This window comes from Streptomyces sp. NPDC051172 (assembly GCF_040682555.1).
Lineage (GTDB): Bacteria > Actinomycetota > Actinomycetes > Streptomycetales > Streptomycetaceae > Streptomyces.
Genome location: NZ_JBFBBE010000001.1, coordinates 60,221 through 81,786 on the forward strand (window position 1 = coordinate 60,221; position 21,566 = coordinate 81,786).

17 protein-coding genes and 2 pseudogenes are annotated in these 21,566 nt (G+C 72.1%); 8 read left to right on the plus strand and 11 right to left on the minus strand.

The window, feature by feature from the left end; genetic code table 11:
* Window positions 1–4: 4 nt before the first annotated feature.
* Window positions 5–360 (plus strand): annotated as a pseudogene (locus tag AB0N07_RS00250) (4-oxalocrotonate tautomerase); the annotation flags it as partial.
* Here AB0N07_RS00250 and AB0N07_RS00255 read toward each other — a convergent pair.
* The 6 genes from AB0N07_RS00255 to AB0N07_RS00280 form a co-directional block, all read right to left on the minus strand.
* The gene (locus AB0N07_RS00255) at window positions 341–1,885 is read right to left on the minus strand and encodes a serine/threonine-protein kinase (RefSeq protein WP_365830462.1); all 1,545 of its coding nucleotides are present in this window, start codon (window positions 1,883–1,885) and stop codon (window positions 341–343) included. The pseudogene AB0N07_RS00250 and the gene AB0N07_RS00255 sit on opposite strands and share 20 nt — an antisense overlap.
* A 110-nt stretch (window positions 1,886–1,995) precedes the next feature.
* The gene (mshA, locus tag AB0N07_RS00260) at window positions 1,996–3,306 is read right to left on the minus strand and encodes a D-inositol-3-phosphate glycosyltransferase (protein WP_365830793.1); all 1,311 of its coding nucleotides are present in this window, start codon (window positions 3,304–3,306) and stop codon (window positions 1,996–1,998) included.
* Between the two features lie 29 nt (window positions 3,307–3,335).
* Window positions 3,336–4,181 (minus strand): formate dehydrogenase accessory sulfurtransferase FdhD, encoded by an 846-nt coding sequence (gene fdhD, locus AB0N07_RS00265; protein ID WP_365830464.1) that lies wholly within the window; start codon window positions 4,179–4,181, stop codon window positions 3,336–3,338.
* Window positions 4,182–4,222: 41 nt separating this feature from the next.
* Window positions 4,223–5,605, minus strand: a complete 1,383-nt coding sequence (locus tag AB0N07_RS00270; RefSeq protein ID WP_365830466.1) for an L-serine ammonia-lyase — start codon at window positions 5,603–5,605, stop codon at window positions 4,223–4,225.
* Between the two features lie 145 nt (window positions 5,606–5,750).
* On the minus strand, window positions 5,751–6,182 hold the full coding sequence (gcvH, locus tag AB0N07_RS00275) for a glycine cleavage system protein GcvH (RefSeq protein WP_365830468.1): 432 nt from the start codon (window positions 6,180–6,182) through the stop codon (window positions 5,751–5,753).
* Window positions 6,179–7,360 carry an FAD-dependent oxidoreductase gene (locus AB0N07_RS00280; protein ID WP_365830470.1) on the minus strand — a complete coding sequence of 394 codons (1,182 nt, stop codon included), beginning with the start codon at window positions 7,358–7,360 and terminating at the stop codon, window positions 6,179–6,181. Before AB0N07_RS00280 ends, gcvH begins: the two co-directional genes overlap by 4 nt.
* Before the next feature lie 244 nt (window positions 7,361–7,604).
* Here AB0N07_RS00280 and purU point away from each other — a divergent pair.
* Together purU and AB0N07_RS00290 are read left to right on the plus strand one after the other, a co-directional pair.
* Window positions 7,605–7,778 (plus strand): annotated as a pseudogene (gene purU, locus AB0N07_RS00285) (formyltetrahydrofolate deformylase); the annotation flags it as partial.
* A gap of 30 nt (window positions 7,779–7,808) precedes the next feature.
* Window positions 7,809–8,606: an IclR family transcriptional regulator gene (locus AB0N07_RS00290; RefSeq protein WP_365830472.1), complete on the plus strand. Its 798-nt coding sequence runs from the start codon at window positions 7,809–7,811 to the stop codon at window positions 8,604–8,606.
* 22 nt (window positions 8,607–8,628) lie between these two features.
* On the opposite strand, the gene folP is transcribed toward AB0N07_RS00290, so the two are convergent.
* From folP to AB0N07_RS00305, 3 genes are all read right to left on the minus strand, one after another.
* Window positions 8,629–9,435 carry a dihydropteroate synthase gene (gene folP, locus AB0N07_RS00295; protein WP_365830795.1) on the minus strand — a complete coding sequence of 269 codons (807 nt, stop codon included), beginning with the start codon at window positions 9,433–9,435 and terminating at the stop codon, window positions 8,629–8,631.
* 730 nt (window positions 9,436–10,165) lie between these two features.
* Complete coding sequence (locus AB0N07_RS00300) at window positions 10,166–10,546, minus strand: bifunctional 3-phenylpropionate/cinnamic acid dioxygenase ferredoxin subunit (RefSeq protein ID WP_365830474.1); 381 nt, start codon at window positions 10,544–10,546, stop codon at window positions 10,166–10,168.
* Between the two features lie 138 nt (window positions 10,547–10,684).
* A complete protein-coding gene (locus tag AB0N07_RS00305) occupies window positions 10,685–13,147 on the minus strand; it encodes a SpoIIE family protein phosphatase (protein WP_365830476.1) in 2,463 nt (820 codons plus the stop codon).
* A gap of 212 nt (window positions 13,148–13,359) precedes the next feature.
* Here AB0N07_RS00305 and AB0N07_RS00310 point away from each other — a divergent pair, with 212 nt between their 5' ends.
* The gene (locus AB0N07_RS00310; RefSeq protein ID WP_365830478.1) at window positions 13,360–15,426 is read left to right on the plus strand and encodes a SpoIIE family protein phosphatase; all 2,067 of its coding nucleotides are present in this window, start codon (window positions 13,360–13,362) and stop codon (window positions 15,424–15,426) included.
* Window positions 15,427–15,488: 62 nt separating this feature from the next.
* Window positions 15,489–15,743 (plus strand): EF-hand domain-containing protein, encoded by a 255-nt coding sequence (locus tag AB0N07_RS00315; protein WP_365830480.1) that lies wholly within the window; start codon window positions 15,489–15,491, stop codon window positions 15,741–15,743.
* 11 nt (window positions 15,744–15,754) lie between these two features.
* On the opposite strand, the gene AB0N07_RS00320 is transcribed toward AB0N07_RS00315, so the two are convergent.
* Window positions 15,755–16,678 (minus strand): RNA polymerase sigma-70 factor, encoded by a 924-nt coding sequence (locus AB0N07_RS00320; protein ID WP_365830482.1) that lies wholly within the window; start codon window positions 16,676–16,678, stop codon window positions 15,755–15,757.
* Window positions 16,679–16,966: 288 nt separating this feature from the next.
* Between AB0N07_RS00320 and AB0N07_RS00325 the strand changes: the two genes are divergently transcribed.
* From AB0N07_RS00325 to AB0N07_RS00335, 3 genes are all read left to right on the plus strand, one after another.
* Window positions 16,967–17,593: a TetR/AcrR family transcriptional regulator gene (locus AB0N07_RS00325; protein WP_365830484.1), complete on the plus strand. Its 627-nt coding sequence runs from the start codon at window positions 16,967–16,969 to the stop codon at window positions 17,591–17,593.
* Between the two features lie 103 nt (window positions 17,594–17,696).
* Window positions 17,697–18,929, plus strand: coding sequence for a SpoIIE family protein phosphatase (locus AB0N07_RS00330; RefSeq protein ID WP_365830486.1), 1,233 nt, complete (start codon window positions 17,697–17,699; stop codon window positions 18,927–18,929).
* A 217-nt stretch (window positions 18,930–19,146) separates the two neighbouring features.
* On the plus strand, window positions 19,147–20,523 hold the full coding sequence (locus AB0N07_RS00335; RefSeq protein WP_365830488.1) for an alpha-lytic protease prodomain-containing protein: 1,377 nt from the start codon (window positions 19,147–19,149) through the stop codon (window positions 20,521–20,523).
* A gap of 46 nt (window positions 20,524–20,569) precedes the next feature.
* Here AB0N07_RS00335 and AB0N07_RS00340 read toward each other — a convergent pair whose 3' ends face one another.
* The gene (locus tag AB0N07_RS00340; RefSeq protein ID WP_365830490.1) at window positions 20,570–21,412 is read right to left on the minus strand and encodes a DUF418 domain-containing protein; all 843 of its coding nucleotides are present in this window, start codon (window positions 21,410–21,412) and stop codon (window positions 20,570–20,572) included.
* Window positions 21,413–21,566: the final 154 nt, after the last annotated feature.

The following is a 21,566-nucleotide window of genomic DNA, read 5'->3' on the forward strand; positions in this document are numbered from 1 at the left end:
GGACCTGCGCTGGGAGGGGGCGCCCGACATCGCGTTCTTCCGCGCCCAGGCCTGGAGCTACCTCGTGGAGCTGCCCGAGGGCGCGCAGACGACCGCCGAGGACGACGCTCCCCGCTTCCTCGTGATGGTTCCGCAGGGGCGCTGTGCGAGCGGCGCAAGGCGGGTCTGGTCCAGGACGCCGCCAAGACGGTGCTCGCGGCCGCCGGGCTGTCCGAGGCCGACGTCCTGCGGGTGTGGGTGCTGGTGCACGAGCAGCCCGACGGCACCTGGGGTGCGGGCGGCTCCGTCATCCCGACCGCGCCCTGTTCCCGAGCGCATGGGGCTCAGCAGCCCGTCGGGCTCATCGCGGCTGTTCGGTGAACCCGTCCCTGACGTGGTCGAAGACCGGTCGGTAGGTGCTCCACTTGGCTTCCGGGGCCGACAGGTAGATGTCGTACTCCCGGCCGCCCGCGGTGCCGTAGCCGAGGTCGATGGCGCGAAAGGCGCGGGCCCGGCCCTGGAAGGTGAACTCCCACACCGCCGCCGGTTTGCCCCGGAAGGTCGTCTGCTGCATGCGCAGCCTGCGGTAGACGGAGTAGTTGGCCTTGGTGTTCGTCTCGATGTCCTTGAAGTGGCCTACGGGGTTGGAGCCCGCGGGGTCGACCGTGCCGATGGTGATGCCGGCCAGGCCGGTCGGGTCGGTGTAGGTGACCTCGTCGTCACTCGACTGCTTCTTCGGCTGCCAGCCGTCCGGCACGGGGAAGGAGACGCCGAGCCGGTCGGCGTGGACCAGGTGGTAGCCGTCGGGGACGGGCTTGGGCGATACGGACGCGGTGGGCGTGGTCACTGCGCCCGCTCCGTCCCGGTCGGCCCGGTGCGACGACATGTACAGCGTGACGGCGGTGGCGGCCGCGGCCAGGAGGACCACGACCGGCACGAGGACACGGCGGCTGCGGCCGCGACGACGACGGCGTGCGCTCCTACCCGTCGGCGACGGTGGGCTCGGCGGCGCCGCGGAGGTGTGGTGCGTGGTCGAGTCGTCGTCCTCCGTGCCGACCGGGACGGCGGAGGACCGCTCGGTCGGCGGGCCCGTGGACCAGGTGGCCCGCAGCACCCGTTCCGTCTGCTCCGCCGTGGGCCGGTCCTCGGGGTCCTTCGACAGCAGGGCCTCGATGAGCGGTTCCAGCGAACCGGCCTTGAGCATCGGCTCCAGCGGGTCCACTGCGATGGCGTACGCGGTCTCCATGGGGGTGTCGCGGCGGTACGGCGGACGTCCCTCCACCGCCTGGTACAGCGTCGCGCCCAGCGACCACAGGTCCGAGGCCGGGCCGGGCCTGTGGCCGCGGATCCGCTCGGGGGCCATGAAGTCGATGGAGCCGACCATCTCGCCGGTCTGGGTGAGGGTCGAGGATCCGGCGGTCTGGGCGATACCGAAGTCGGTCAGGACGACCCGGCCGCCGGGACCGAGCAGGACGTTTCCGGGCTTGATGTCGCGGTGCAGCACGCCGGCCGCGTGCGCGGCGCGTACGGCGGCGATCACACCGAGGCCGATGCGTGCCGCCTCCTCGGGCGGCAGCGTCCGGCCGCCGTCGAGGACGTCGGCGAGGGTGCCGGCGGGGACGTACTCCATGACGATGCACGGCTGCCCGCCGTCGTCGACGACGTCATGGACGACGACCACATTGGGGTGCACGACCCGGGCGGCGCTGCGCGCCTCGCGGCGGACGCGCTCGTACAGCGTGGTGATCTCGGCGTCGGACAGGTGCGGCGGTGTGTGGAGCCGTTTGAGCGCTACCTGACGGGTGAGCTCCTCGTCCTCGGCAAGCCACACGGTGCCCATACCGCCGCGGCCGATGCGCTCGACCAGCCGGTAGCGCCCGGCGACGAGCCGCCCTTCGTCCGACACTGCTTCGCCCTCCGCCTGCTCTGCCCCCTTTTCGTCACTCAGCAATGCACACTAACCGACGTTTTCGCACTACAGGTGTGCAGTCCGTGTCGATCACGTCATAAGAGACCTCAGTCGGCAAGGCGGCACGCGCGCATCGCCGCCGTGTACACCTCCGCCGTCGCCGCCGCGGCCGTGTCCCAGCCGAAGGAGCGGGCGTGGCGGGCCGCGGCCTCGCCCATGCGGGCGGAGAGCGCCGGAGCGTCGGCGAAGCGGCGCAGTGCCCGCGCGTAGTCGACCGGGTCGTGGCCGGGTACGAGTACGCCGCTCAGCCCGTCCCGTACCGCCACCGGCAGACCGCCGACCTCGGCGGCGATCACGGGAGTGCCGCAGGCCTGCGCCTCGACGGCGACCAGGCCGAAGGACTCACTGTGGGAGGGCATGACCAGGACGGATGCCGCCCGGTACCAGTCGGCGAGCTGGTCCTGATCCACCGGCGGCCGGAACCGTACGACGTCGGAGATGCCCAGGCAGGCCACCAGTTTCTGCAGGCCCTCCGGCTTCGCCAGGCCGCTGCCGCTCGGCCCGCCCACGACCGGCACCACGATCCGCTCCCGCAGCTGCGGCCGCTCCTCCAGCAGGTGGGCCACCGCGCGCAGCAGGACGTCCGGCGCCTTCAGCGGCTGGATACGGCCCGCGAACAGCGGGATGAGGGCGTGCGTCGGCAGTCCGAGGCGGGCTCGGGCCGCGGCCCGGCCGGCCTCGACTCCGGACGCGGCGAGCCGGAAGCGTTCGAGGTTGACGCCCGGGTGGACGACCGAGACCCGGTCGGTGTCGGCGTCGTAGTGGTGGAGGAGTTCCGCCGCCTCCTTGTCGGTGTTGGCTATCAACCGGTGGGCTGCGCGGGCGACTTGGGTCTCGCCTAGCACGCGGTGCGCGGGTTCGGGGGTGTCCCCCTCGGCGAGGGAGGCGTTCTTGACCTTGGCCATGGTGTGCATGGCGTGGACGAGCGGGACGCCCCAGCGCTCTGCGGTGAGACGGCCGACCTGCCCGGAGAGCCAGTAGTGGGAGTGGACCAGGTCGTAGTGGCCCAAGGGGTGGCCGGCCCAGGCCTGGGTCACGCCGTAGGTGAAGGCGCACAGCTGCGCGGGCAGGTCCTCCTTGGCCAGACCCTCGTAGGGTCCGGCGGCCACGTGCCGCACCAGGACGCCGGGCGCGAGTTCGACGCTGGGCGGAAGGGCGGCGGAGGTGGCCCGGGTGAAGATCTCCACCTCGATGCCGATGGCGGCGAGGCGCTTGGCGAGCTCGACGATGTAGACGTTCATGCCGCCCGCGTCGCCGGTGCCCGGCTGGTGCAGCGGTGAGGTGTGCACGCTGAGCACGGCGACACGGCGGGGACGGCTGCGGGCGCCGGGCGGTCGCTGCCGGGGCGGCGCGAGCAGGGTGCCGCCGTGCAGCGGGGCGCGCCGGGTCACGCCACGGCCTCGGCGGTGAGATCGATGCGCTGTTCACCTGTGTACACGTTCATGGAGGTGCCGCGCAGGAAGCCCACGAGCGTGAGCCCGGTCTCCGCCGCGAGGTCCACCGCGAGGGAGGACGGCGCCGAGACCGCCGCGAGGAGCGGGATACCCGCCATGACCGCCTTCTGCGCCAGCTCGAAGGAGGCCCGTCCGGAGACCAGCAGAATGCTCTGGGACAGCGGGAGTCGGCCGGATTGGAGTGCGCGGCCGATCAGTTTGTCGACTGCGTTGTGCCGGCCGACGTCCTCGCGCAGGTCCAGCAGTTCACCCTCGGGCGAGAACAGTGCGGCGGCGTGCAAGCCGCCGGTCCGGTCGAACACCCGCTGGGCGCCGCGGAGTTGGTCGGGCAGGCCGGACAGCAGGACGGGGGTGACACGGACCTGGGGTGTGTCGGCGATCGGCCGTCGCGCGGTGGTCCGTACGGCGTCCAGGCCGGCCTTGCCGCACAGTCCGCAGGAGGACGTGGTGTAGACGTTCCGTTCGAGGGTGATGTCGGGGACGGGCACGCCGGGGGCGAGCTGTACGTCGACGACGTTGTACGTGTTCGAGCCGTCCGCGGTGGTGCCCGCGCAGTAGACGATGTTCGCCACCTCGTCGGACTGTCCCAGGACACCCTCGCTCACCAGGAAGCCCGCGGCCAGGGCGAAGTCGTCGCCGGGGGTACGCATGGTGATCGCCAGGGGCCTGCCGTTGAGGCGGATCTCCAGGGGTTCCTCTGCGACCAGGGTGTCGGGGCGGGTGGTTTGCGCTCCGCTTCGGATGCGCAGTACGCGTCGGCGTTCGGTGACACGTCCCATGGTCTCGACTCCTGGTTCGATTTCCTGCAGCGCCCGCGCTCTCAGCACTCGATGACGTTCACGGCCAGCCCGCCCCGGGCCGTCTCCTTGTACTTGACCTTCATGTCGGCGCCGGTGTCCTTCATGGTCTTGATGACCTTGTCGAGGGAGACGTGGTGGCGGCCGTCGCCGCGCAGCGCCATCCGGGCTGCCGTGACCGCCTTGACCGCGGCCATGCCGTTGCGCTCGATGCAGGGGATCTGGACGAGGCCGCCGACGGGGTCGCAGGTCAGGCCGAGGTTGTGTTCCATGCCGATCTCGGCGGCGTTCTCGACCTGTTCCGGGCTGCCGCCCAGTACCTCGGCCAGGCCGCCCGCGGCCATCGAGCAGGCGGAGCCGACCTCGCCCTGGCAGCCGACCTCGGCGCCGGAGATGGACGCGTTCTCCTTGAAGAGCATGCCGATGGCGCCTGCCGCGAGCAGGAAGCGGACGATGCCGTCCTCGTCGGCGCCGGGCACGAAGTTGAGGTAGTAGTGCAGGACGGCCGGGATGATGCCCGCGGCGCCGTTCGTGGGGGCGGTGACGACGCGGCCGCCCGCCGCGTTCTCCTCGTTCACCGCCATCGCGTAGAGCGTGACCCACTCCATCGCACGGGCCAACGGGTCGCCCTCGCTGCGCAGTTGGCGGGCGGCGGCCGCAGCCCGGCGCCGTACCTTCAGACCGCCCGGGAGGATGCCCTCCAAGGCCAGGCCGCGCGACACACAGCCCTCCATGACCCGCCAGATGTCGAGGAGCCCCGAGCGGATCTCGTCCTCGGTGCGCCATGCCTTCTCGTTCTCCAGCATCAGCGCGGAGATCGACAGGCCGGTCTCACGGGCCAGCCGGAGCAGTTCGTCGCCCTTGCTGAAGGGGTGGGCGAGCTGGGTGTCGTCGAGCGTGATCCGGTCCGCCCCGACGGCGTCCTCGTCGACGACGAAGCCGCCGCCCACCGAGTAGTACGTCTTCTCCAGCAGCGGCACGCCGTCGGCGTCGTAGGCGAAGAGGATCATGCCGTTGGCGTGGTACGGCAGCGAGCGCCGGCGGTGCAGGACCAGTTGGGTCGAGACGTCGAAGGGGATCTCGTGGGCCGGGCCGATCTGGGCGCCGAGGAGACGGATGCGCCCGGTGGAGCGGATGCGCTCGACATCGAGGTCTGCCTGGGCGACGTCGACCGTGTGCGGCTCGTTGCCCTCCAGGCCGAGCAGCACCGCCTTGGGGGTGCCGTGGCCGTGGCCGGTGGCGCCGAGGGAGCCGAACAGCTCCGCCCTCACCGTGGTGGTCTGGGCGAGCAGGCCGTCCTGCTTCAGCCGGGCGGCGAACATCGCGGCGGCGCGCATCGGGCCGACGGTGTGCGAACTGGACGGGCCGATGCCGATGGAGAACAGGTCGAAGACGCTGATTGCCACGCCATACTCCGGGGGATTGGCGGGGCGTGCCGACGCGGATCACGGGCACGCCCCTGCGGGCGGGTTGTCGGTCACAGACCTGCGTAGGCGTCGGCCGCGGCGGCGATGTCCGGGTCGAGCGTGCGCAGCGACTGGGTGGACAGGGTCATCGGCGGACTCCTCGGGTGTGGGCGCAGTGGGCTGCATACGCGTCGGCGGACAGGGCGCCGGCGATGTTCTCGACCCGCAGCCGGAACAGCCAACCGACGGTGTAGGGGGCGGTGTTGACGACGCCTGGCGCGCCGACCAGCGCGGTGTTGACTTCCAGGACCTCGCCCGAGGCCGGGGCGTACAGGTCACTGACGGCCGTCAGTGACCTGATCTCTCCGCAGCTCTCGCCCGCCTCGACGCGGCTGCCGACCTCCGGCAGCCGGAGGTGGACGACATCGCCGAGGGCCGCGGCCGCGAAGGCGGTGATGCCGACGGTGGCGTTGCCCTCGTCCACGACCAGCCACTCGTGGTCCCAGGTGTAGCGCAGGTGCCGTGGGACGGCGGTCGTCTGCGCGTCCTTCAGGGGCAGTTGGGGCGTGGGACTCATGACACGACGGCCGCGGTGGCGGGGGCGAGGGTGCGGCGGAGCCGGTTGAACAGCTTCGGCTGGTTCAGGGAGAGCACGGCTACGGGGGTGCCCTCGCGCAGATAGACGGAGACGAAGGAGCGGCTGTCGAGGCTGCCCTCGATGAGTTCGGGGCGGTCGCCGGGGGCTACGTGTCCGGCGAGCTGGATGCGCACCTGGTACTGGTCGGACCAGAAGTACGGCGCGGTGACCCGGGCGGGGGCGGCGGACCCGCCGGTGAGGAGCGTGCGGGCGGCGGTCTTCGCCTGCTCGGTGGCGTTGGTCCAGTGCTCGATGCGCGCGTGGCGTCCGGTGAAGGGGTCGGGCCAGCGGGCGACGTCGCCGACGGCGACCACGCCCGGGACGCTGCTCGCGCCGCCCGGATCGCACACCACGCCGTCGTCCACCTGCACACCGGAACCGGCGAGCCAGTCGGTGGCGGGCCGAACGCCCACCCCGACCACCACGATGTCGGCGGGCAGCAGGCGCCCGTCCGCCAGCCGTACCCCGGTGACCCGGTCCTCGCCGGTGAGCCCCGCCACGCCGGTTCCGCACAGCAGGCGCACTCCGTGGTCGGTGTGCAGCGAGGAGACCACCAGGCCCATCTCGCGCCCCAGTTGGCGTTCCAGCGGGACGTCGACGGCCTCCACGACGGTGACGTGCAGGCCGAGCCGGTGGGCGGTGGAGGCGACCTCGGCGCCGATGAAGCCGGCGCCGATGATGACGACCCGAGGCAGTCCGTCCAGCAGTTCGGCGCGCAGGGCCTCGGCGTCGTCGAGGGTGCGCAGGGTGTGGACGCCGGCCAGTCCGTCCATGCCGGGCAGCAGCCGGGGGCCGGCGCCGGTCGCGACGACGACACCGTCGCTGCGCAGCCGGCGTCCTCCGGCGAGGGTGACCGACCGGTCCGCTGGGTCGAGGCGTACGGCGCGCTCGCCGAGCAGCCATGTGACCTGAAGGGCCTCGTACTCTTCGGCGTCACCGAGCGCGAGCGCCTCGGCGTCGATGTCACCCTTGAGGAAGTCCTTGGACAGCGGCGGGCGGTCGTAGGGGGTGTGGCGCTCCTCCCCCACGAGGACGATCTCGCCGTCGTAGCCCTCTGCGCGCAGCGCGCGGGCCGTGCTCAGGCCTGCCAGCGACGCGCCGACGACGGTGATGCTCATGGGGAACCTCCGGGTTGCGGGCGCCTGACCGGGTGTCTCGAATTACACAACAAAGCTCGCTATACGCAACATGCTTGGGGTGAGGTCGGGGGCTTGTCAAGAGACGGGCGACATCAGTGCGCAATGGCGCAGAAGGTTGCGCGATGCGCAACCTTCAGGAGGGCTGGAACGGGGTTGCAGCAGTGGCTCGTCCCACTGGCCGAGCAGCAGGTCATACGGGTGCACGGCTGCACGACGCCGCCGCGCCAGGCCCTACGTCCAGGCGCACCAGCGCGGTGTCGAGCCCGTCGGGGCCACCACGGCGCACTACGTCACCTCCGACCTCGACGCGGAGGCGCAGGTGCTCGCCCGGGCCGTGCAGTGGCGCAGGGAGAGCCGTGTCCTGACCAAAGGGCACTGCACCGTCGCCTTCCGCTGACGCCCGCCACGAAATGCGTATAGTTGCGCCATGAGCAACTACACGCCGGACGGCGAAACAGCTGCTCCCGCGGTGAACGGGGTGCAGTCCGTCGACCGTGCCGTCAGCGTCCTGGAGATCCTCGCCCAGCGCGGCGAGGCGGGCGTCAGCGAGGTGGCCGGCGAGATCGACGTCCACAAGTCGACCGCGTTCCGCCTGCTCGGCGCGCTGGAGGCACGCGGTCTGGTGGAGCAGACGGCCGAGCGGGGCAAGTACCGGCTCGGCTTCGGGATCGTGCGGCTGGCCGGTGCGGTCACCGGCCGGCTCGACATCACCCAGCAGGGCCGGCCGGTGTGCGAGCGGCTCAGCGAGGAGATCGGCGAGACCGTCAACATCGCGGTCCTGCAGGAGCATTACGCCGTCAACCTCTACCAGGTGCGCGGACCGGGCGCGGTCGGCACGCACAACTGGGTCGGACAGCTCACCCCGGTGCACGCCACGTCCAGCGGGAAGATCCTGCTGGCCCATCTGTCGCCGGAGGAACGCTCGGACGTGCTCGCCGCGTCCGGGCTGCAGAAGCTCACGCCCCACACGCTGACGGTCAGGGCGAAGCTGGAGAAGGACCTCACGGCGGCCCGGGAGCGCGGATACGCGGTGACGCTGGAGGAACTGGAGATCGGGCTGCACGCCATGGCGGCGCCGATCCGTTCCCGTGACGGCGAGGTCATCGCGGCGCTGAGTGCGTCGGGGCCTGCGTACCGGTTCACCGAGGAGCGGATGCACGGGTTGGCGCCGGTGCTGCTCAAGGGGGCGGAGGAGATCAGCCATCGGATGGGGTATCTGGGCTAGGCGCTGCGCTGCTTGGTTGCTGTCAGGCAGGCCTCTCGGCGCCCCAGCGGGCCGTCACCCGTACCGCGTCGAGCGTCGACGTCACGTCGTGTACCCGTAGGCACCAGGCGCCCTGCGTGGCAGCGAGTACGGACACGGCGGTGGTCGCGGCGTCGCGCGACTGTGCCGGGCGGGGCTGCCCGGTCACCGGATCCGCCAACAGGCGCCCCAGGAACGACTTGCGGGACGCGCCCACCAGGACGGGGTGGCCCAGCGCGCGGATCTCCCCGAGGCGGCCCAGCAACTGCCAGTTGTGCTCCGCCTCCTTGGCGAAACCCAGGCCGGGGTCGAGGATCAGGCAGCCGGGCCGGATGCCCGCCTGCAGTGCGGCCTCGACCCTCAGACGCAGTTCGTCGACCACGTCGGTGACGACGTCGCCGTAGACGGCGTTCGCCTGCATTGCGGTGGCGTGGCCGCGCCAGTGCATCAGCACATACGGCGCGTCGGCGCGGGCCATCGTCGGCAGCATCGCGGGGTCGGCCAGACCGCCCGAGACGTCGTTGATCAGCCGTGCGCCCGCGTCGAGCGCGCGGGCGGCGACCTCGGCCCGCATGGTGTCGACGCTGACGACGGCGCCCGTGGCGGCCAGTTCCCCGACGACGGGCAGGACCCGCCGCAGCTCCTCCTCGAGTGTCGGCCGTTCCGCACCGGGACGGGTCGACTCCCCGCCCACGTCGACGATGTCCGCCCCCTGTTCGAGCAGCGCAAGTCCGTGCGCGACGGCCGCTTCCGGGGCGAACGCGAGCCCGCCGTCGGAGAACGAGTCCGGCGTGACGTTCACGACGCCCATCACCAGCGTCCGGCCGGGCCGCGGCAGGCCGTGCGGATGCAGTTCCGGAGTCCCGGGGCGCGGCGGGGCGCTCGTCCGGACCATGGCGGTCACGAGGAGCCCGCTTTCCGGGTCGGGTGGACACCGGTTGCGTCGCACTGGTTGCGCACGCCGTACTGGTCGGACCAGAGGCACGACGGACGCCCACCCCTCGCGACGAGGCGGCGGCGGTGACCTGGCTCGGCTGCGGCACGGCCTGCGGGCCACCGGACTGCGCGGTGCCGTCCGCAGTGGACGCGGCAACGGCCCGCGCCGGAGCGCGCTGCGGAGGTGCCCGGCAGCACTGGGGAGCCCGGGCCGGGGCCCGCCGCCATCAGCGGACCGGCGAGGATTCCTGGGCCGGACTCGACGACCGGCCGTCCGGCGTACGGACGACGGCACTCGCCGTCAACGGCCGCGCCCCTCGCGGATCGCAACCTGACACCGCGTCCGACGCGGAGGGCGAGGACCGACCGGCCGCCCCCTGCCCTTCCCAGCGCACCGGCGAACGACCGCCTCGCGCGCACGTAGCACTCCTCGTCGCCAGCCGCCACGCCCACGGGCCGCAGCCGCACGCGGCAGCCGATGGGACGGGCGAGGACCGACCGGCCCCCCGCCGCTGCCCGCGGGTCGGCGAGGGCGGTCGAGCTCCCGACGACCGGCCGCCCGTCGCCGGGGTGACAGGGCTCGTGGACGGCGGTCCTCATATTCCTCACGTGACCCCTCCCGCCGGCGTGGCTCCCCGGAGGCGGGCGGCCACGCATGTCGGCGGGAGGTTCGGTGGAGCCTCGGAGAGCTCGACGTGGATCGTGCCGTCCTCGACGAGGACCCGGTGGGTGCGGACGGGCAGTCGGGCGGGCGGAGCGTCGACGGCACCGGTGCGCAGGTCGAACTTCGAGGCGTGCAGCGGGCATTCCACCTCGAAGCCCTCCAGCCAGCCCTCGGAGAGCGAGGCGTCCTGGTGGGTGCAGGTGTCGTCGATCGCGTAGAGCCCGCCGTCCTCGGTGTGGAACACGGCGACCGCAGGGTCGGACTCGAGCCGGAACGCCTCGCCCCGCAGCAGATCGGCGAGACGGCACGCGGGAAGCTTCATGACCACCTCGGTGCGTATTACGAAACTAAATGCGCGACGCGCAACGTCAGTGTCGGACCGCCCCCCACCCTTGTCAAGGAGTCACCCGGCGGCAGCCACCACGGAGTCACCCGTGCCGACGGGCCCCGACGCACCCCGTCAGGGAATCTCCTGCTCCGCCCAGATGATCTTTCCGTCGGGCGTGTACCGGGCGCCCCAGCGACTGGTCAGCTGGGCCACCAGGAAGAGGCCGCGACCGCCCTCGTCGGTGCTGCGGGCATGCCGCAGCCGGGGGGCCGTGCTGCTGGCGTCGGCGACCTCGCAGGTCAGATGGGAGTCGCGGATGAGCCGTAGCCGGATGGGCGGTTCGGCGTAGCGGATCGCGTTGGTGACCAGTTCGCTCACGACGAGTTCCGTCGTCATGACCAGGTCCTCCAGCCCCCAGGCTGCGACCTGGCGGGTGGCGCGGGCGCGTACGTCGGCCACGGCGGCCGGGTCCACCGGCACCTGCCACGAGGCGACGTGGTCGGCGCCGAAGGCGTGGGTCCGCGCCAGCAGGAGGGCGATGTCGTCGGGCTGCGGCACGGGCACGAGTTGCCGTACCGCGGAGGTGCACAGAACGTCCAGGTCGGTGTCGGAGCGGGCCAGCAGCTCGCCGAGCCGGGACATGCCCAGCTCCATGTCGCCGTCGGCGCCCTCGATGAGGCCGTCGGTGTAGAGGCCGATCAGGCTGTTCTCGGCGAGTTCGATCTCGGTGGCCTCGAAGGCCATCCCGCCGAGGCCGAGCGGCGGCCCGGCCGGCGGCTCCGGGAAGGACACCTGCCCGTCGGGTGCCACGACGACCGGCGGCGGGTGTCCTGCGCGGGCCATCGTGCACCGCCGGGTGACCGGGTCGTAGACGGCGTACAGGCAGGTGGCCCCGAGGAAGGGGGTGGTGCTGCGCTGGGCCGCCTCGTCGTCGGTCCGCTCGGCGCTCAGCCGCAGCACGAGGTCGTCGAGGTGCGCGAGCAGTTCGTCGGGCGGCAGCTCCATGTCGGCGAGGGTCTGCACCGCCGTGCGCAGCCGGCCCATGGTCGCCGCGGCCGTGATGCCGTGCCCCACCACGTCGCCGACGACGAGGCCCACCCGGCCCCCGGACAGCTGGATCACGTCGAACCAGTCGCCGCCCACCCCGTCCGTCGGGTCCGCCGGCAGATAGGCCGAGGCCACCTCCAGCGCGGTTCCGCCGGCCAGGGCCTGCGGCAGGAGACTGCGCTGCAGGGTGACGGCCGCGGTGTGTTCGCGGGTGTAGCGGCGGGCGTTGTCGACGCACAGCGCCGCCCGCGCCACCAGCTCCCGGGCCAGCAGGACGTCGTCGGGCTGGAACTGGACGGGATTGAGCGACCGCATGAACGTGGTCAGGCCCAGGATGGTGTTGCGTGCCCGCATCGGCACGGCGATGAAGGAATGCAGCCCGAACTCCTTTATTTTTGCTGCTCGTTCGGGCTGTTCGGTGATCCATCGCTCGTCGGACGGATCGAGGACGGGCAGCAGGATCGGCTCGCCGTCGACGAGCAGGTTCACGTCGTGCGCGGGAGGCAGGAAGCCCGTCCGGTCCCCGACCCGTACCACGGCCTCCGGGCAGCCCTCGCGCACCGAGCTCATTCCTGCGCGGCGCATCACCGGTCCGACGGAGGCCGGCCCGGCGTCGGTCAGCCATGCGCCGTGGCCTTCGGTGCTGAGTACGGGCTCCAGCAGGTCCACGACGACGAAGTCGGCGAAGCGGGGGACGGCGAAGTCGGCGAGTTCCTGAGCCGTCCGCATCACGTCCAGGGTGGTGCCGACGCACGTCCCCGCCTCGTTGACCAGCGTCAGCAGCCGGCGGGCGGTCCACCGCTCGGTGACGTCCTGGACCATGTAGCAGACTCCGGCGGCGGACTCGTCGGCGTCCACCAGCGGGAAGAAGGATGTCGAATAGGCGTGCTGGCGGTGCGGATCGGCCCAGCTCCAGCCCAGGTACTCGTAGTCGGTGACCGGGACTTTGGTGTCCAGGACCTTGCGCATCAGTCCCTCGATGGCGGCCGCCTGCAGCCCGGGCAGCAGTTCACTCAGCCGGCGTCCCAGCCGCTGCTCGCGGGGCACTCCGCCGAAGCGTTCCAGGGTGTCGTTGAGCCAGACGTAGCGCAGTTCCTGGTCCATCACGGCCATGCCGATGGGGGAACGGGTCAGGAACCCGTCGAGGACGGTCTGGCCGACCGACCACTGCTGCCGCCGCTCCCGCGCCGACAGCAGGAAGCACTCGTCCTCTCCGATACGGAAGGACGCGGACACCCGCAGGTCGACGTCGAGACTCCGGCCGTCGCGGTGCTGCACGGAGATGAGGCCGCTCCAGCCCATTCCGGCGCGGCACCGCTCGGCCACGGCGGCCACCCGGGCCGGGTCGGCGGGCATCGCCACCAGGCGCGCGGCGGGGCCGCCGACCACCTCGGACGCGGAGCGGTCGAGCAGTGCTTCGGCGCCCCGGGTCCAGCCGAGCACGACGCCCGTCGCGGACACGACCGCCGCCGCGTCGGTGGACGCGTCGAGGAGTTCGCGCGGCCCTGAGGGCGTCGGCCCGTCGGATGTCTCTCGCGCAGGGTCCATGGGTGCCATCCGGGGTGCCGTCCTCGTACAGGACCATGTTCCTGCTTGTCCGCCCGATCTGCACGGCCCTGGCGGACTCCCCCTTCCCGCCCGCAGCGCTTCCGCCCTTCCCGGACCGGAGGGAGCATGGAAGTGCCGCTGGTCGGAACCCGGGTGGTGGTGATGCAGGCCGGGGTCAGCGGATCCCGCCGAACGGTGGAGGTGGTTGCGGGATGACAGCCGAATCCTTCCGGTCCGACAGTGGTGCGGCTGATTTCGAGCCGCCCCCGCCGACCGGTCTGCTGGACGTCCTGAGCGTGGCCGCGACGGTCGTCGACGCCGATGGACGCATCGTGTTCTGGACCCCGCAGGCCGAGGAGCTGTTCGGATACAGCGCACAGGAGGCGCTCGGCAAGTACGCGGCCCGGCTGTTCATCCACCCCGAGCATCTGAAGTCCGTGGTGAAGCTGTTCGCGGAGGTGCTGGAGACCGGGCGGAGCTGGGCGGGCGCCTTCCCCATCCGGCACAAGGACGGCAGCACCCGTCTGATGGAGTTCCGCAACATGCGCCTCCAGGACGATCTCGGGGACATGTATGCCCTCGGTATCGCCGCCGACCACAATCTGCTGCAGCGGGTCGAGACCGACCTGGCCCTGTGCGAGCGGCTGATCAACCAGTCCCCGATCGGCCTGGCCCTCCTCGACCCCGATCTGCGGTACATCCTGGTCAACCCGGCGCTGGAGCGCATCGACGGCATCCCCGCCGAGGACCATGTGGGCCGCGGTCTGAGGGAGACGCTGCCACTGCCCGACGTGAGCACCATCGAGAGCGCGCTGTTGCAGGTGCTCACCACCGGGACCCCGCTGCTCGACCAGTACCACGTGGGCCGCCCGCGGACCGATCCGGACCACGAGCACGCCTGGTCGCTGTCCTTCTACCGGCTGGAGGATCCGGGCGGCCGGGTGCTCGGTGCGGCCGCCTCGGTCGTCGATGTCACCGAACGGCACCGGGCGGCCGCCGAGGCGGACCGGGCCCGGCGCCGCCTCGCCCTCATCGCCGACGCCTCGGTGCGGGTGGGCACCACGCTGGAGGTGGAGGAGACCGCCCGGGAACTGGCCGAGATCGCCGTGCCGCAGCTCGCCGACGTGGTCGCCGTCGACGTCCTCGACTCCGCGCTGGCCTGCCGCCGCTCACGCAGGCCGGACGACGGTCCTGAACTCTTCCGCGCCCTCGCGCTCAAGGCGGCCCAGCCGACCGTGGCACTGCGCGCGGCCGACCCACCCGGCGGCCTCGCGGCCTACGAAGGAGACCGCCTGGTCACGTTGTGCGTCCACACCGGCCGGCCGGTCCTGGTGCAGCACGTCGGCGAGCGCGATCTGCCACGCATCGCCCGGGACGCCGAAGCCGGCTCGCTGCTGGCCCGGGCCGGCGTCCACTCCTACCTGGCCGTACCGCTGATCGCCCACGGCGAGATACTCGGCGCCCTGGACCTCAAGCGCACCACCAACCCGCTCCCCTTCGACGAGGACGACGTGATCCTCGCGAGCGAGCTGGCCGGGCGCGCGGCCGTGGCCATCGACAACGCCCGCTGGTTCCAGAGCGTGCGCAACACCGCCCTCACCCTCCAGCGCAGCCTGCTGCCCGACCATCCGCCCCAGCACGCGGGGCTGGAACTCGCCTCCCGCTACCAGCCCGCCCAGGCCACCAGCGAGGTCGGCGGCGACTGGTACGACGTCATCCCCCTCAGCGACGACCGGACCGCCCTGGTCGTCGGCGACGTCATGGGCAACGGCATCGACGCCGCCGCCACCATGGGCCGACTGCGCACCGCCACCTGCGCCTACGCGGACCTCGACCTCGCCCCCGACGCCGTGCTCCAGCACCTCGACAAGATCACCTGCGATCTGGAGCACTACATCGTCACCTGCCTCTACGCGGTGTACGACCCGCGCACCCGGCGGTGTCAGTTCGCCAACGCCGGCCACATGCCGCCCGCCCTGGCCGGCCCCGGCCACGCCGCCAAGCTGCTGGACCTGCCCTCCGGCGCCCCGCTCGGCGTCGGCGGCATCGCCTTCGAGACCACGACCGCCCGGCTCGACCCCGGCGACCTGCTGGTCCTGTACACCGACGGCCTCGTCGAGACCCGCCACCACCCCATCGACGACCGCCTCGACGTCCTGCTCGGCTTCCTCGACGCACCCCACCGGTCCCTGGAGGAAACCTGCGACCTCCTGCTCTACGGCCTGCGCCACCCCGACGACCACGACGACGTCGCCCTGCTCGTCGCCCGGGCCCTCTAGGGGAACGGGGGTGACGGGAGAGGCGTTCTCCTTCGTGATTCGTGAAAGGAAACGGGGCCAGGATGAGTGACAAGGCACGGAAACTGTTCGAGGCGCTCGACCTCGACAACAGCGGAACACTGACCCGCGAAGAGGTGATCATCGCCCTGCGGACCAAGGGCCCGACCCTGGCCGCGTCGGGAGATCTGCCGTCCTGGGCCCTGGGGGACGCCGAGGCCTCCTCCGCCCTCTTCGACGCCGCCGACCAGAACGGCGACGCCATCCTGACCCTGGAGGAGTTCGCGGCCCTGGTGGACCGTCGCTTCGGCTGGCAGTGACGCGGCCGAGGTCAGTTGCCCTGTCGGCGGGCCTGTTTCACCTCGCGGTCGACGGCCCAGGCGTCTCCGACCGGGCCGAGGTGGCCGAGCTTGTCGGGGTTGAGCACCGTGCGGACGGTCTGGATCCGGCCGTCGAGGACATCGAGAGCCATGGTCTGCAGGATCCTGCCGTCCCGGTCGCGGAAGATCGCGCCGGGCTGGCCGTTGACCTCGTGCAGCTCGAACGTCACGTCGACCCGGATCAGCCAGGGGAAGACCGTACCCAGCAGCCGGGCCACGTTCTCCGCGCCCATGACGGCCCTGGCCAGCTGCGGGGCCTTGCCGCCGCCGTCCCCGACCAGCTGCACATCGGCGGCCAGCAGACTCTGCAGCCCGCCCACGTCGCCGTTCTTCAGCGCGTCGAAGAACCGCGTCGCCAGCTCCTCGCGGTCCTCGCGGTCCGCCGCGAACCGGGGCCGTCCGTCCTGCATGTGCCGCCGGGCCCGTACCAGCAGCTGCCGGCATGCCGCTTCCGAACGCCCCACCGCCGCCGCGATGTCGTCGAACCCGAAGGCGAACACCTCGCGCAGCACGAACACCGCCCGCTCCAGCGGGCTGAGCCGCTCCAGCAGCACCAGCGCCGCCATCGACACCGAGTCGGCCAGTTCCACCGACCGCGCCGGATCCTGATACGGGTCGCTGAGCAGCGGCTCGGGAAACCACGGTCCGACATACTCCTCCCGCCGCACCCGCGCGGAACGCAGCACGTCGATCGAGATCCGGGTCACCACGGCCGACAGATACGCCTTGGTCGACGTGGGCCGGGTCGCCGAGCCGTCGAACCGCAGCCACGCCTCCTGCACCGCGTCCTCGGCCTCACTCACGCTGCCGAGAATCCGGTAGGCGATCGAGAACAGCAGCGGCCGCAGCTCCTCGAACTCCTCGACCTTGCTCACGGCCGATCCCCTTTCCCCGAGGTGCTCCCACGTCGCGCGTCCATGATGTGCTCCTCTGCCGTCTTCAGTGACCACGCCCTCTGAGACGGGATGTCCCGCCCCCCTGTGACATCGCCGAATGTGACCTGCGTCGCCCGGCCGGGGAAAGCTCCCTCCCCTGCGCCGCGGAAACCCTCGAACACCTGCTCGGACCGGGACCGGGCGCGCCTGTCAAGGACCTCCCGCAGAGCTGATGTCGCAACCGCCTTTCGGTCCTGCTGTAGCGCCTGCTCCAATTAGCGTGGGCTCATGACCACCGAACGCAAGCAGCACGCCAACGGTGTGGAGTCCCGCCGCCGCATTCTCGACGCCGCCGTGGAGATCGCGGGCGAGCGCGGCTACGAGGGCACGTCCATCGCGGCGGTCAGCGCCAAGTGCGGGCTGCCCGCCAGCTCGATCTACTGGCATTTCAAGGACAAGGACGACCTGATCGCCGCGGTCATCGAGCGCAGCTTCGAGAGCTGGCCGGCGGCCGTCGAGCTGCCGGGCGAAGAGGGCGGTACGCCGCTGGAGCGGGTCACGGCGATGGCCGCGAACGTCGCGAAGGCGCTGGTCGACGTCCCGGACTTCCTGCGTCTTGGCCTGATGCTCGCCCTGGAGCGCCGCCCCACGCAGCCGCGCGGCCGCACGGTGTTCCTCCAGGTCCGCGACATCGCCCGGCAGCGGACGGCCGAGGTGGTCAGGGAACTGTTCCCGGACCTGGCCGAGTCCGACGTACAGATGCTGACCGGCTACGCCCTGGCCGGCGCCGACGGCCTGTTCGTGCACCGGGAGATCAACGGGGATGCCGTCGACCTGGTGGCGATGTTCGAGCTGCACGCGCGGCTGCTCCACGACGCCGCGACCCGTATGAGGGCCTCGCCGCCCTCTGCCTGAACGGCACCCGCCGACGCCTGGCACGAAACCGCGGGACGGCCGCCTGCCGCATTCGCTTCTATCGTGGGAACACACTGATGGTTGGCGCCAAGGCAGGCAGCACATGAGGAAACCGCAACCGATCGATTACGCGGCGGTCTTCCAGGCCCTGCCCGGCATGGTGGCGCTGCTGACGCCGGAGCTGGTCTACGTCGACGTCAACGACGACTTCGAGCAGCTCGCCGGGCGCTCCCGGGAGCAGCTCCTCGGCCGCTACATCTTCGACGTCTTTCCGGAGAACCCGAACGACCCGGCCGCCGCCGGCATGCGGGAGACCAGGGAGTCGATGCTGCGCGTGGTGGCCACCGGCGAGCGGGACACCATGGCGGTGCTCCGCTACGACATCGAGGACGCCCAGCGGCCCGGCCACTGGCAGGAGCACTTCTGGAGCCCGGTCAACGCCCCCGTCCTCGGTCCGGACGGGAAGGTGGTGCTGGTCGTGCACCGGGTGGAGGAGGTCACCGAGCTCCTGCGCGCCCGCGGCAGCCTGACCGACAGCGACCGGGCAAGCGTGCTGGAGGCCGAGCTCTACACCCGCGCGAGGGAACTGCAGGAGGTCAACGAACGGCTGCGCAGGGCCCACGCCCATGAGCGGGAGGTCGCCCTGGCTCTGCAGACGGCGATGATGCCCACCCCGAGGCATCTCGGTCCTCATCAGGCGGCCGTGCGCTACCGGCCCGCCATCGGTGACCTGAACGTGTGCGGCGACTGGTACGACCTGGTGGACCTGCCGGGCGACCGGATGGCGGTCGCGGTCGGCGACGTCGTCGGCCACGGTCTGGCGGCCGCCTGCGCCATGGGGCAGCTGCACAGCGCGCTGAGCGCGGCCACCCGTGTCGCCGACGGACCGGCGCAGGCGCTGGAGGCCCTCGACATGTACGCCTGCTCCGTCGACGGGGCCGAGTCCGCCACGGTGACGACGACCTTCATCGACTGGGGCGGGCGCAGCATCACCTACAGCTGCGCCGGCCATCCTCCGCCCGCCGTACTGCACCCCGACGGCACCGTGTCCTTCCTGGACCAGGCCACCGACCCGCCGATCGACGCGCGCCCCGTCCGCGTCGCCCGCCCCCAGGCCCGTGTTTCCTTCGCGGAGGGCGACACTCTGGTGCTGTACACCGACGGTCTGGTCGAGCGCCGCAGCGAGGACATCGACACCAGCCTGGGCCGCCTCGCCGACTGCCTGGCCCGCCACCGCCAGGCCGCTCCCGAGGCCCTGGCGGACGCCCTGCTGGCCGACCTTCTCCCCGCAACGGGCAACACCGACGACACCGCGCTGGTCGTCGTCAGCCTGTAGCCGACGAGCCCGACCTGCCGACCCTCTCCTGCCGAGACGGCCGCACCGGCACTGCCTCCGGCCGGCGCCCACCCATGCCCGTCGTACTGCACATGGCACCCCAGGCGTCCCCCAAAGCGCGAAAGACCCTCGCCTTTGACATCGTTCCGGGCCTTTGCGGCAAGGCCGCCTACGGATTCGCCTCAGTCTCCCCCGTACTCAGCAGGAGGTACACCGCATGGTCGGCAGACATGCAGCGGGCAAACACCACGCCGCCCTGGCCGCACTCGGCACCCTCGTCCTCACCGGGATCCCCGCAGTCGCGGCGGCCGCCCCACCCCCCGCACCGGGGCCCCTGCCCGCCGGGGCCCGGTCACTCGGCGCCGACAAACCGTCCGCGCAGATCCTCGGCGCGATGCAGCGCGACCTGCATCTGACGCGGGCGCAGGCGGCCACCCGGCTGGTCAACGAGGAGGAGGCGGGGACCCGTGCGGGCCGGCTGCACAACGCCCTGGGCGGGCACTTCGCCGGAGCCTGGGTGAGCGGGAAGACCTCCGCCGAGCTCACCGTCGCGACCACCCACGCGGAGGACGTGCCCGCCATCAAGGCGCAGGGCGCCAAGGCCGTGGTCGTCAAGGCGCCGCTCAGCGCCCTCGATGCCGTCAAGGCGAAGCTGGACGCGGCGGCCGTCCGCGTGAAGGCCCACGACACCCCGGTCTGGTACGTGGACGTACCGGCGAACCGGGTCGTCGTCGAGGCGACGAGGCAGTCGGCGGCCGCCGCCTTCCTCAAGGCCGCCGGGGTGGAGGACCGGGGTGTGGCGGTCCGGCTGACGAAGGACCGGCCGCGGCTGATGGCGGACCTCGTCGGCGGTGAGGCCTACTACATCAACAACGCCGCCCGCTGCTCCATCGGCTTCTCCATCACCAAGAGCCAGCAGCAGGGCTTCGTCAGCGCGGGCCACTGCGGCAAGGCCGGCGACAAGACCACCGGCTACGACAAGGCCGACCAGGGCACTTTCCAGGCGTCCACGTTCCCCGGCAAGGACATGTCCTGGGTGGCCGTCAACAGCAACTGGACCGCCACGGCCGACGTCAAGGGATCGGGCGGCAGGAACACGCAGGTCGCCGGCTCGGTCCAGGGGCTCGTCGGGGCGTCGGTCTGCCGCTCGGGCTCCACCAGCGGGTGGCACTGCGGCACGATCGAGCAGCACAACGCGTCGGTCGACTACGCCCAGGGCTCCGTCGACGGCCTGACCCGGACCTCGGTGTGCAGCGAACCGGGTGACTCCGGCGGGCCGTTCCTCTCCGGCGCGCAGGCGCAGGGCGTCACCTCCGGCGGCTCCGGCGACTGCACGGCCGGCGGGACCACCTTCTTCCAGCCGGTCAACCCGATCCTCAGCACCTTCGGCCTCACCTTGAAGACCGCGTCCGTGCAGACCGGCCCGCCCGCCCCGCAGGGCACCGGCACGGCCAGTGCATGGGCCGCCGGCCGGGTCTACGAGGTGGGCGCCACGGTGACCGTCGCGGGCGTGCGCTACCAGTGCCTGCAGACCCACCAGGCGCAGGGTGCCTGGTCGCCGGAGGGCACGCCGGCCCTGTGGCAGCGGATGTAGCGGCCGCGGGGCCCCGGTGCGGGGGCGCGGCCCCCGCACCGCCCGCTCAGCGCACGGGTTCCGGGGCCCTGGCCGCCCTGCCCAGCAGCCACTCCAGAGGTCCGCTCCGGAAGTACCGGGACCACAGCGTCGCGAACGCGGTCACGGCGACGACGAAGCCGAGCAGTACGTGCAGCGGGGAGCCGGGCAGTTCCTCGATGCCGAGGAAGCGGATGCCGACGATGTGGAACACATAGGCCGTCAGGGACATCGATCCGACCGCGATGACCGGGCGGGCCAGCCGGTGGAAGGGCAGGAAGGCGTCGACCGCGGCGAGGCAGGCGGCCAGGACCGCGATCGCCAGGCCCGTGTTGGCCACGATCGACAGGGAAGTCTCACTGTGCGGTGAGGCCACCAGCAGGCCGGCCGGGGTGTCCCCGCTCGGGTAGCCCCAGCTGTCGGACCGCCAGGCCGGCCCGGCCGCACCGCCCTCGCCGAGGCCCCCGGAGCTCAGCTTCGACAGGACGCCGGGGACGAGGTGCAGGGCCGGCCAGGAACCGCCGTGACCGAGAACGGCGAGGCCCACGCCGGTGAGCGCCAGACGGGCGCGTACGGCGGTGGCGGCGAGGTCGAGTCGGGCCACGGCCATGCCGGCGATGGCGAACGGGACCCAGGCCAGCGCCGGGTGGCTGCCGGTGAACAGCGGCGAGACGATGCCGTCGCCGCCCTCGGGCCAGGCACAGATGCCGCCCGGGCCGCCGTCGGCGGTGTTCAGGGCGCCCTGGACGACGTAGAGGATCTGGGGCAGGACCAGGGCGCTCGCTGCCGCGACGGCCGCGAGCGGCCCGGCGCCGAGGCGGTACAGCGGCAGTACGAGCAGGAAGTACAGGCCGTAGAAGGCGAGGATCACCTCGACCGGTGTGCCGGTCAGGGTGAGTGCGGTGCCCAGGGCCAGCAGGATCAGCGCCCGGATGACGACCTTGGCGACCGCCTGGCGCCCCGCTCGGCCGGTCTTGGGGGTGCGGAGGCCCGGCCGTGTGCCAGCTCCATGAGGTGACCGGTGA